The organism is Bacillus alveayuensis, assembly GCA_030812955.1.
Classification (GTDB): domain Bacteria; phylum Bacillota; class Bacilli; order Bacillales; family Aeribacillaceae; genus Bacillus_CB; species Bacillus_CB alveayuensis.
Genome location: JAUSTR010000001.1, coordinates 42,002 through 53,596, shown reverse-complemented (window position 1 = coordinate 53,596; position 11,595 = coordinate 42,002). Strand labels below are relative to the sequence as shown.

Genomic DNA, 11,595 nt, shown 5'->3' with positions numbered 1-11,595 from the left:
GCCCTCCCTTATTTTGCTGCTGCTTTAGTCTTTCCGATTGGACGATTGTTTTGAAGCTGCATACCAACATCTGTCATTCTGTAGCTGATTGAACGCTCAATTGGCTTCCCGTGCTGCAAATGTTCTTTGACTATTTCCCGGCCAAGATTCTCTGTCACACCTTCATACCACATACCTTCTGGATAAACGATTACCACACATGCATCTTGACATCGCCCATTACATCGCGTTCTACTTGTATGAACGACAGAATCTAACCCGCATTTTGTTATTTCTTCACGGATGGCCATGGTGACTTCTTCTCCCCCTTTTCTCATGCAGCTACTGCCATTACAAATGAAAACATGATGTTTCGTTCCATTTAAATTCCATGTTGCCATAATCCCGATTCCCCCAAACTCAAATTATTGGTATTAAAATTAAAGGCTGTTTTCGTAAACTTTGTTGCTTTCCGACTCACACTACAAGCGTGACATAGCAAACGTATCGCTTGCCTATGACAGTCAAAGAGCTAAAATAAAGCGACAATCTTTTAGAAAAGAGCGAAAATAAAAAATCCTTAACTCCAGACGGAATTAAGGATTTGAACAAGCTATTTTTCAACATAAGCTTCCTCTCATCCCATCCTTCCCTCCGAAAGATGCGGATTGCTACGTTTAAAAGCAGGTCTCCTGGCTCGCGCTTCATTTTACTCTTGTCACCTTCCCAGCAAATATGCCAGTGGTCTATAACAATTTCATCAGCGCTCACAGTAGCGGGGGCTGCATCGGATTTGCACCGATTTCCCTATTATCTTAAGCGTTGCCTAAAGCAACCTTAAGCACTTTTAAACGTTTTATTCAGTTTTTAATTGCATAATTTTTAATTTTTGGTAATATAAACTTGTCTTCTCTAAAGTTGTTATTTTTACTTTATCAAGAAACCTTGAAAGTTGGCAAGAAAAAATTTTTTCGAAAAATTGTAGACAACATTTCATTTTTCAAATTATACTAAACCATAGTAAATGAATATGAGAATTTGAAATAGGTGTTGTTCCATGAACAACTTAAAAGGGAAGCTCGGTGAAAGTCCGACACGGTTCCCGCCACTGTAAGTCTGAGCAACCTGCATCATGTCACTGTGAAAACGGGAAGACGCAGGGAGCAATGAAGATAAGTCAGGAGACCTGCCTATTTCAAAAACCTAACAACCTACGGGATATAGGTTACGTTAGTGCTTAAATGTCTATATGTTTAAATGTTTTATTGACGTACTAGCATTTTAACCATCCCTTAGGTTAAAATGCTTTTTTATTTGCTCAAATCATGAAATGGGGGTTATTTAATGCAAAAAAGGTTCATGATATTATCTTGTATCACCATATTCGCTGCTATGTATTTTTGGTCTTTTTCTTATCAGCATGTATATGCGATGCACATAATGGAAGGATTCTTGCCGATTAAATGGGTGATTTTTTGGTGGGCAATGACCATTCCCTTTTTAATAAAAGGGGTAAGAACGATCCAACAAAAGCTTACTCTTGCTCCTGATCTCAAAACAATGTTTGGAGTTAGTACCGCTTTTACTTTTGTCTTATCAGCTCTAAAGCTGCCTTCTGTTACAGGAAGTAGCTCTCATCCAACAGGGGTAGGACTCGGAACGATTTTATTCGGTCCAACCGTCATGACCGTTGTAGGATTTATTGTACTGTTTTTCCAGGCGATGCTTTTAGCACATGGTGGGATTACGACCCTTGGAGCAAATACATTTTCGATGGGTGTGGTCGGTCCTTTTGCAACCTATTTTTTATTCAAATTTTTTAAAAAACTAAAAATGAATATGAAACTTGCAATTTTTATAAGTGCAGCAATTGGAAATTTATCAACATATATGATGACCTCTTTCCAGCTTGCTCTCGCCTTTCCAGACGGAACAAGCGGTTTCATCGGTGCATTTGCAAAGTTTACCGCCATTTTCGGAATGACACAGCTGCCATTAGCCATTACAGAAGGCATTTTAACTGTCATGACAATGAATTATTTATTAAAATACAATTCTCGTGAATTAACACTATTATCTTGGAAGGAGGCTGAAACAAGGTGAAAACGAACGTGATTCTCTTATTGCTCGCTGTTTCGATGATCGTCCTGCCACTTGTATTTTTATCCAACAAAGAATTTTCCGGAGCTGATGGGAAGGCTATGGAAACAATAGAGAATATCAATCCATTTTATGAACCGTGGTTTACAAATCTATGGGAACCAAATAGTGGAGAGGTAGAAAGCTTCCTTTTCGCCTTACAAGCTGCCGGTGGAGCGGCGTTTATCGGCTATGCATTCGGCTTTGCTAAGGCACGATTTAAATATAAAGAGAAGGGACAATTAGTAGAACACGATGATGACTATTGATTATTACTCATACCGAAATGCATTGCGAAGCGTTCATCCAGTTAAAAAGTTCATCATCAGTTTTTTTTCGCTACTCTTTACGCTGTGGATGAAGGATGCATTTGTATCAGCGATATTATTTATGACGATGAGTTTACTTATTATTTTTCACGCTAAAATACCGATAAACGTTTATGGGAAGCTATTGCGATTACCATTTTCTTTTATTTTATTAAGCATCATATCCATTGTTTTTTCAATTTCGACTTCGTTCGTGCAAGGAGATTCCGTTCTGTTTTATCAACATTATGGGCCTTTTCACATCTACATCCTTAAACAACAAGTTGATGCTGCTGTAACATTATTTTTTATTTCCATCACATCCATTAGCATTCTGTATTTTTTCTTACTAACGACACCTTTTCATGAAGTTTTATATGTTTTGAAATGGTTGAAAGCTCCACAGCTTTTAATCGATTTAATCGCATTTTCATATCGCTTTTTATTTCTTTTCTTTCATACAGCTAAACAAATTTACGTAGCCCAACAAATACGCCAAGGGTATCAATCGTTTTACAAATCTCTAACTTCTTTATCATCACTTGTGTCATCGTTATTTATACAAGCGCTCAATCGAGCAAACGAGTTACAAAGAGCGCTTGAAATTCGTGGAGATGGTTCATTTGAATATGTACAAATTCATGAAAGTTCCTTTTCGAAAAGAAGCATTTTGAACGTGTACTGGTATATATGTTTTCTCATCATTTTATATTTCTTAAGGACGATGTGGAAATGAATGAAGTTATGTTCACCCTTTCAAACGTATCATATCAATATCCGCATGGACAAACCGCATTACAAAATATTACTTTATCGATTAAGAGAAACAAAAAAATTGCCGTTCTTGGAAATAACGGCGCGGGCAAATCCACACTATTCTTCCTATTAAACGGTTTACTAAAACCAACAAGTGGAACCATTTATTTCTGCGGCCATCCGCTTTCCTACAATAAAAAAGCGATTCAAAAATTGCGGAAAGCTGTTGGAATTGTGCTGCAAGATTCTGACTCGCAATTGTTTATGCCTACTGTTTTTGAAGATATATGCTATGGTCTCTATCATGTAGGTATAAATGGAAAAGAAATAGAAAAGCTAGTTCAACAAGCGATGATTGAAACAGATACTTACCATCTTAAAGACAGATCGATTCATTCTTTAAGTATAGGTGAAAAAAAACGTGTTGCAATAGCAGGTATTTTAGCCATTAATCCTGAAATGTTCATTCTCGACGAGCCAACTGCAGGATTAGACCCGTATTATTCCAAAAAAATGATCGAATTGTTAAATAACATTCATTTACAAGGTAAAACGATTATCCTTTCAACACACGACATCGAACTTGCCTATGAATGGGCAGATGAAATGATCGTATTACATAAAGGAAAAATTGTCCTTCAAGGAAGTCCGTTCACCGTTTTCAAAGAAGAAGATACGATTCAATCTTGTCATCTCGACCTTCCTTGGATGTATGTATTGCAAAAGCTCGTATCGCCTTTAGACGAAGCATCATCTAAAAATCTTAATAAAAAACAGCTCATTCAACAGTTAAAAAACGCCATTTCCAATAAAACTTGCCGTAAATAGAGGGGGAGAGTCTCGACACCCCCTCTTTTTTTATTCAATTATGGATAACCATACTAAAAAGGAAAGAGAGTTAGGCCGGGCATATTAACACAAGTGATGGCTGAATTTTTTTCAATTATTTCATTTTTAAACTAAAAGAGATTGTCAATTCAGAATATTATGTTATATAATACTTAACAATAAATATATCCTGCAATAATACAACAATCTTATTGAAGGGCGTGAAGAAATGAAATCATTAAGAGAAAAAGCATTGAGGATTCATCAAACATATAAGGGAAAGTTAATCAGAAATGAAAAATTTGAGTTGTCATCATAGAATGATCATATGCTTTTAAAAAATATAAGGCTTGAAAGGACGATTACCATCTTTTAATCTTTTTTCTTTATGCTCGGTATAAAATCATGGCAGAAAAGCAGTAAATTTGTTCCCCTTTTTGATCACATGCAGTAGATATTCGATATTGAATATCGATAAACTGCTTTTCTGACAGTGTTGATAAAAACTCATTGACTTCTTGCTCTAAATCCTTTTCATGTTCTTCATCAAAGATAGCGACTTTATACATTTCTTTACACCCCCCAATGTTTTTGATACCATTATATTCTTTTTTGTGCCATAAGATGACAAGCTTACTCTAAAATAAAGCTCTTTTCGCAAAGATTATGGCTTTACTATAGCTTATGAAAACAACCAAAATAAAAGAGGCTATCCCAACTATTTGTGTCACTTTACACAATTGGAAGAGCCTCTTTTAAGTGATGTTATTTCTTGATTTGACTTTTCGGAATGGTTTCACCTTTCCATTCAAGCATTCCGCCAACCATATTCACGACTTGATATCCTTGATCTTGTAAGTACAAGCAAACATTTTCGCTTCTTCGACCTGAACGGCATATAAAAATATATTCTTTGTCTTTTTCAAATTGATCGAGTTGATTTGGGATCTCTCCCATCGGAATATGCTTTGCCTCCTTGATCATCCCTTCTTCTACTTCTTCTTCTTCACGGACATCAATTAGTTCAAGCTTTTCACCTTTTTTTAGCCTTTCTTCAAGTTCTGATGGTGTAATTTCTTTTATTTCTGACATTTTCCCAGCTCCTTTAAAAATTGCTAACGTTATTATACCAGATCAACCATCAATATATATAACCTGTTTGTCGGAAACTGATGATCATCTCGCTGCCTTATTTTCAACGGTTAATATCTTATTAGCAAGTAATAAAAAAACTGGGATAAATCCCAGCTTGAATGAATCTTTCTTACTTACTCCATACCTTTCTTTACCCATTCTGCTACTTGAACAGTACGCTTCGCTTGATGTTTTACAGCTTCTTCAACATCTTCTACCATATTTCCTTCTTGATCAACTGTTACTGATGTACCATAAGGGTTTCCACCAGAAACAAAAGCAGATTGGTCCGTATACCCAGGTGCAGCAATAATCGCTCCCCAATGCATCATTGTCGTGTAAAGGGAAAGGATTGTCTGTTCTTGACCACCGTGAGAATTTCCAGCTGATGACATTGCACTAACTACTTTGTTCGTTAATTTACCTTGTGCCCATAAGCCACCAGTTGTATCTAGGAATTGCTTTAATTGCGATGGTACGTTGCCAAAACGAGTTGGAACACTAAAGATGATCGCATCTGCCCACTCTAAATCATCAAGAGTAGCTGTTGGTACATCTTTTGTCGCCTCGACATGCGCTTTCCATGCTGGATTGGATTCAATGGCTGTCTCAGGAGCTAATTCCTCTACTTTCAACACTTTCACTTCAGCCCCAGCTTCTTTTGCTCCTTCTTCTGCCCATTTCGCTAACTTGTAGTTTGTACCAGTTGAACTGTAGTAAATGACCGCTAATTTTACATTTGACATCCTCATCACTCCTAACTGAATAGATTTAAATTTTATGCTTATATTTTCTCCATTCTTTGAAAGAAAATAAAAACATAAATATCTCGAATTCAAGAATTATGATACTATTATATATAATTAAAGTCAATTATGTTGAACCGTCTATGAAATAATTATCCAGTATTTTCAGTATATTTCTTAACTTTAAATGTTGTTTATAAAAAATTCCCTCCCATATTACTTAGGAGGGAATTCCTCATTTTTAATTTGCCACAATGTTAACGAGTTTTCCAGGTACAGCAATTACTTTGCGAATCGTTTTACCTTCAATTTGTTCTTGAATTTTATCATGCTTTAGTGCGATTTCTTCCATTTGTTCTTTTGAAGCATCCTTCGGAACATTCAGTTTAGCACGAACTTTACCGTTTACTTGAATAACGATTTCTACCTCATCATCCACCAGCTTCGCTTCATCATAAGTCGGCCATGGCTCGTAGGCAATCGTTTTAGAATGACCGAGTTTTTCCCAAAGCTCTTCACAAATATGAGGAGCAACTGGAGATAACATCTTCACAAATCCTTCCATATATTCTTTCGGAAGAACTGTAGCTTTATATGCTTCATTAATAAATACCATCAATTGTGAAATTGCTGTATTAAAATGAAGTCCTTCATAATCTTCTGTCACTTTTTTCACCGTTTGATGATACACTTTTTCAAGCTCCTGAGATGGTTCATCGATAATTTTGGAATTTAGCTCTCCATTTTCTTCAACAAATAACCGCCATACACGATCTAGGAAACGACGTGCGCCATCAAGACCGTTTGTAGACCAAGCGATCGATGCATCTAAAGGACCCATGAACATTTCATAAAGGCGTAATGTATCTGCTCCATGACTTTCAACAATTTCGTCCGGGTTGACAACATTCCCTTTCGACTTGCTCATTTTCTCGTTGTTTTCACCCAGAATCATTCCTTGGTTAAATAGCTTTTGGAACGGCTCTTTTGTAGGAACAACCCCGATATCATACAGGAATTTATGCCAGAAGCGAGCATATAATAAGTGTAATACCGCATGTTCAGCTCCACCGATATATATATCAACTGGGAGCCATTTTTTCAGTTTTTCTGGATCTGCCAATTGATCATGGTTATGTGGATCAATATAGCGTAAGTAGTACCAGCAGCTACCTGCCCATTGCGGCATCGTATTCGTTTCACGGCGACCTTTTTTACCAGTTTCAGGATCAACGACATTTACCCACTCTTCAATGTTAGCAAGTGGTGATTCACCTGTTCCAGATGGTTTAATTTCATCTGTTTTTGGAAGCATTAATGGAAGTTCTCCTTCTTTAACAGGTGTCATTGTACCGTCTTCCCAATGAATAATTGGAATTGGCTCTCCCCAGTAGCGTTGACGGCTGAATAACCAATCGCGTAGACGATACGTTACTTTCTTTTCTCCTTTTTTGTTTTCTTCTAACCATTTAATCATTGTATGAATGGCATCTTCTTTATTTAGTCCGTTTAAGAAATCGGAGTTAATATGCTTGCCATCACCCGTGTAAGCTTCTTTTGAAATATCACCACCAGCGACAACTTCTTTCATCGGTAAATCGAATTTTTTCGCAAATTCATAGTCGCGTTCATCATGCGCAGGAACCGCCATAATAGCCCCTGTTCCATAGCTCATTAAGACATAGTCGGCGATCCAAATCGGCATTTTTTCACCATTTACTGGGTTTACGGCATAAGCGCCAGTAAAGACACCTGTTTTCTCTTTTGCTAAATCTGTACGCTCTAAATCACTTTTATTTTTTACTTTATTTATGTAAGCTTCAACCGCTTCTTTTTGCTCACTTGTTGTAATTTTATCCACAAGTGGGTGTTCAGGTGCTAATACGGCATAGGTTGCTCCAAATAAAGTATCCGGACGAGTTGTAAATACTGTAAATGTCTCATCTGTTCCATCAACAGTAAAATGTATTTCTGCCCCTTCAGAACGACCAATCCAATTACGCTGCATTTCTTTAATGCTTTCTGGCCAATCGAGCTCCTCTAAATCTTCTAATAAACGGTCAGCATATTCAGTAATTTTTAATACCCATTGCTTCATTGGACGTCGTTCAACTGGGTGTCCACCACGTTCGCTTTTTCCGTCTATTACTTCTTCATTTGCTAAAACTGTACCAAGTGCTGGACACCAGTTGACAGGCACTTCATCAATATAAGCAAGCCCCTTTTCATAAAGCTTTAAGAAAATCCATTGCGTCCATTTGTAATAATTTGGATCTGTCGTATTTACTTCACGGTCCCAATCGTATGAAAACCCGAGTGATTGAATTTGACGACGGAAATTATCAATATTTTTCTTCGTAAACTCCGCTGGATCATTCCCTGTATCTAGTGCATATTGCTCAGCTGGCAAACCAAAAGCATCCCACCCCATTGGATGCAGCACATTGTATCCTTGCATTCGCTTCATACGCGCTAAAATATCCGTAGCCGTGTATCCTTCTGGATGTCCAACATGGAGACCAGCACCTGATGGATATGGGAACATATCAAGCGCATAAAATTTCGGTTTATCCGAATCTTCTACTGTTTTAAACGTTTTGTTTTCTAACCAATACTTTTGCCATTTTTTTTCGATTTCACGATGGTTAAAACTCATATTGCCTCCTCCTTTTTTCATGATGTTAACAGTATAAACCGTTTTAAGAAAAATAAGGCTTTTTGTCATAAGAAAAACGAGAAATAAAAAACTCTCATCCCAAAAAGGGACGAGAGGATATGAATCTTCCCGCGGTACCACCCAATTTAGCACAACATGCGCTCGCTCATTTCCGTAACGTGGACTATCACGACAAGGCATTACTCTGATGAATCATTTCACACCTGTAACTCAAAGGGGAGTTCGCGAATGAACATCGGTTGACTCGCACCACCCGTCAACTCTCTTAACGCGTTTCATTCACTACTAGTCCTTTTCACCGTTTGTCAAATTATCAAATTTTCCACTTTTATTTTAAAAAATTTTCACACTCTGTGCAAGCAAATGTCGAAAAATTGAAGAATGGATGCATTGCGAGCTGTTGCTGTTAAAATTGACAATTAATTATAGATTAGAGATCTTAACCAATCGTTTAAGGTTATTTCCTTTCACACAAATCCTACTAGACCAAAATAACCCATAAAATCATTGTAAAGACAAGTGCTGTAACCCCTTGTAATAAGGTAGCTGCTGTTTGTGCTTTATACGCATCTGTTACCTTCATACCGCTAAACTGTGTAACAACCCAAAAGTAGCTGTCATTTACGTGACTAACTGCCATTGCTCCTGCACCTACTGCCATTACAACAAGTGCTAATGGAACTTGACCCTCTATACCCATTTCGGGAAGTACTGGAGCAATTAGTGTCGATGTAACGACAAGAGCAGCTGTGGATGAACCTTGTGCAGTTTTCAAAGCGGCTGCAACAATAAAAGGGATTAATAATATGAATGCTCCATTTAAAAGACCGCCATCAGCTATACCTTGAATAAGATCCGCTACAGGAGTTGCTTTAATTACAGAACCAAAAGCACCCCCTGCACCAGTAATTAAGAGAATATTAGATGCGTCTTTAATTCCATCTCCAATCCACCCAGTTAACGTTTCTTCATTTAACTTTGGCATTAAAGTAAAGGCAATTAAGACACCAATTAATAGGGCAACAACAGGTTGACCAAAGAATAAAAGAATATTTGCAAACGTTCCTGTCCAGCCAAAGAATTTAATGACAGATCCTAATCCGATTAACATAATCGGTAAAACAATTGGTGCAAACGATTTCCACGCGGAAGGGAGCGTACCAAACCCTTTTACAATTTCATCATAATCTAATGAAGTATTATCTTCTCCTTCAACTTCAATTTTACTTGCAACTTTCACTGCCCAAATGTAACCTACTAAAATTGTGGGAATAGCGACGATTATTCCGATAAGAATAATTGTTCCTAGATAATTACTTGCTCCAATGTTTCCTGCAGCCGCAATTGGACCAGGAGTTGGCGGTACCAATGTATGAGTGGCATATAAACCAGTTGCGAGAGCAACAGACATTGAAGCTAACGCAACCTTTGCTCTCTTAGCAAGCGCTTTCTTTAAACTCGATAAAATAACATAACCAGAATCACAGAATACTGGTATACTCACAATAGCTCCAATTAATGACATTGCAAATTGCGGACGTTTTTCACCAACAACACGGAGCACTACCTCTGCCATTTTTAGAGCTGCTCCTGATCTTTCTAAAATCGTTCCAATGATTGTACCAGCTACGATCACAAGACCAATATAGCCCATAAGCCCACCGAAACCGTTATTTACAGCATCAACCACATCAGTAAGCGGAAGTCCAGCTAATACCCCAACTAAGAATGCTGCTAAAAGTAAAGATAAAAAAGGATGTAGCTTCAATTTCGCAGAAGCAAAAATAATAAAACCTACACCTAATAAAATGACTAGAAATAACAAACCCCCTTGCATTTCTCCATCCCCCTTACATAATGGCATTATTGGCTTATTTTTTAGCCTGAATTAACCTTGCGATATTTCTCGATTGATAAAAAAGAAGTTCCCGAGCATTTTCCATACAATCCTCTAAACTGATTGGACCAGCTGTAATAGAATGGCAGCTTACGAAATAATCATAAAGTTGTTCATATCCTTGCCCAAGTCCACCAGAAAGTAGTATCGTTGGTATCTTATACTTATTTGCCGTTTTCGCAATAAACGATGGGACCTTTCCATAAAGTGTTTGATAATCACTTTGGCCTTCTCCTGTAATCACCCAATTTGCGCACTTTATTTTTTCAACAAGCCCCGTTGCCTCAGCAACAATTTCTGCTCCAGAAATGATCTCCCCTCCAATTAACAGAAAGGAATATCCTAATCCTCCTGCAGCACCAGCTCCAGGCATATTTTGATACTGTTTTCCAAGATCACTCTCGATCAAATTTGCGTAGTTTTTTAATGCTTGATCAAGCTCTTCAACCTGTTTGGGAGTAGCCCCTTTTTGAGGGCCAAATACGGCCGTTGCACCTTGTTCTCCACATAACGGATTATCGACATCACTAGCAATTCGAAAATGACACTCTTTTACAATCGCATTTATGGTAGAAAAATCTACACTTTGCACCCTCAATAGCGAGGAACCAATTGGTTTAACAACATTCCCATCTTCATCTAAAAATGTGACTCCTAAAGCTTTTAGCATTCCGAGTCCGCCATCATTTGTAGCGCTCCCTCCAAGACCGATAATAAAATTTCTATAACCGGAATTGGCTGCTCGTAAAATAGCATCCCCTATACCAAAAGTTGTAGTTTTCATTGGATTACGTTTTTCAGGAGGTATCATTGGTAAACCAGCAATTTTTGCTACCTCTATAACAACTGTTTTGCCGTCACCAAGCACTCCGTATTCCGATTCTATGGGATCACCAAGAGGACCTGTCACGTTTATTTGAATTCGCTTTCCATTTGTAGAATAGACAAGCGTTTCTAACGTCCCTTCTCCACCGTCAGCCATCGGAATGACGTCAATTGTTGCATCCGGTATCTCTTTTAGAAAAGCTTTCTTTATCGTTTTTCCTACTTCTAATGCTGATAAACTACCTTTATAAGAATCAGGAGCTATAACGATATTCATACAAACACCTTTTTCAATATTTTTCGAAA

General features: G+C 37.5%; 11 protein-coding genes, 2 riboswitches and 1 other annotated feature. Of the genes, 4 read left to right on the top strand and 7 right to left on the bottom strand.

Features of this window, described 5'->3' with window-relative positions; all coding sequences use genetic code 11:
* Window positions 1-8: 8 nt before the first annotated feature.
* A complete protein-coding gene (locus J2S06_RS00285) occupies window positions 9-380 on the bottom strand; it encodes a (2Fe-2S) ferredoxin domain-containing protein (RefSeq protein WP_419150918.1) in 372 nt (123 codons plus the stop codon).
* 264 nt (window positions 381-644) lie between these two features.
* Window positions 645-840: riboswitch (cobalamin riboswitch) on the bottom strand.
* Window positions 841-1,007: 167 nt separating this feature from the next.
* A riboswitch (cobalamin riboswitch) is annotated at window positions 1,008-1,187 on the top strand.
* Window positions 1,188-1,323: 136 nt separating this feature from the next.
* Between J2S06_RS00285 and J2S06_RS00280 the strand changes: the two genes are divergently transcribed.
* From J2S06_RS00280 to J2S06_RS00265, 4 genes are read left to right on the top strand one after another with little or no spacing between them, the layout of a single operon-like run.
* Window positions 1,324-2,082: an energy-coupling factor ABC transporter permease gene (locus tag J2S06_RS00280; protein WP_419150917.1), complete on the top strand. Its 759-nt coding sequence runs from the start codon at window positions 1,324-1,326 to the stop codon at window positions 2,080-2,082.
* A complete protein-coding gene (locus J2S06_RS00275; protein ID WP_419150916.1) occupies window positions 2,079-2,387 on the top strand; it encodes an energy-coupling factor ABC transporter substrate-binding protein in 309 nt (102 codons plus the stop codon). Before J2S06_RS00280 ends, J2S06_RS00275 begins: the two co-directional genes overlap by 4 nt.
* Window positions 2,374-3,162 carry a cobalt ECF transporter T component CbiQ gene (gene cbiQ / locus J2S06_RS00270; protein WP_419150915.1) on the top strand — a complete coding sequence of 263 codons (789 nt, stop codon included), beginning with the start codon at window positions 2,374-2,376 and terminating at the stop codon, window positions 3,160-3,162. Before J2S06_RS00275 ends, cbiQ begins: the two co-directional genes overlap by 14 nt.
* Complete coding sequence (locus J2S06_RS00265) at window positions 3,159-4,010, top strand: energy-coupling factor ABC transporter ATP-binding protein (RefSeq protein WP_419150914.1); 852 nt, start codon at window positions 3,159-3,161, stop codon at window positions 4,008-4,010. Before cbiQ ends, J2S06_RS00265 begins: the two co-directional genes overlap by 4 nt.
* A gap of 386 nt (window positions 4,011-4,396) precedes the next feature.
* Here the strand turns inward: J2S06_RS00265 and J2S06_RS00260 are convergent, their stop codons facing one another.
* From J2S06_RS00260 to J2S06_RS00235, 6 genes are all read right to left on the bottom strand, one after another.
* Complete coding sequence (locus J2S06_RS00260) at window positions 4,397-4,579, bottom strand: sporulation protein Cse60 (RefSeq protein WP_044893328.1); 183 nt, start codon at window positions 4,577-4,579, stop codon at window positions 4,397-4,399.
* Between the two features lie 196 nt (window positions 4,580-4,775).
* A complete protein-coding gene (locus J2S06_RS00255; RefSeq protein ID WP_044893327.1) occupies window positions 4,776-5,102 on the bottom strand; it encodes a rhodanese-like domain-containing protein in 327 nt (108 codons plus the stop codon).
* 176 nt (window positions 5,103-5,278) lie between these two features.
* Window positions 5,279-5,890, bottom strand: coding sequence for an NAD(P)H:quinone oxidoreductase (gene wrbA / locus J2S06_RS00250; RefSeq protein WP_419150913.1), 612 nt, complete (start codon window positions 5,888-5,890; stop codon window positions 5,279-5,281).
* 241 nt (window positions 5,891-6,131) lie between these two features.
* Window positions 6,132-8,546 (bottom strand): leucine--tRNA ligase, encoded by a 2,415-nt coding sequence (leuS, locus tag J2S06_RS00245; RefSeq protein ID WP_419150912.1) that lies wholly within the window; start codon window positions 8,544-8,546, stop codon window positions 6,132-6,134.
* A gap of 102 nt (window positions 8,547-8,648) precedes the next feature.
* Window positions 8,649-8,875, bottom strand: a binding site (T-box leader).
* A 173-nt stretch (window positions 8,876-9,048) separates the two neighbouring features.
* A complete protein-coding gene (locus J2S06_RS00240) occupies window positions 9,049-10,392 on the bottom strand; it encodes a GntP family permease (protein WP_419151435.1) in 1,344 nt (447 codons plus the stop codon).
* A gap of 46 nt (window positions 10,393-10,438) precedes the next feature.
* Entirely contained in the window at window positions 10,439-11,566 is a 1,128-nt protein-coding gene (locus J2S06_RS00235) for a glycerate kinase (RefSeq protein WP_419150911.1), read from the bottom strand.
* Window positions 11,567-11,595: the final 29 nt, after the last annotated feature.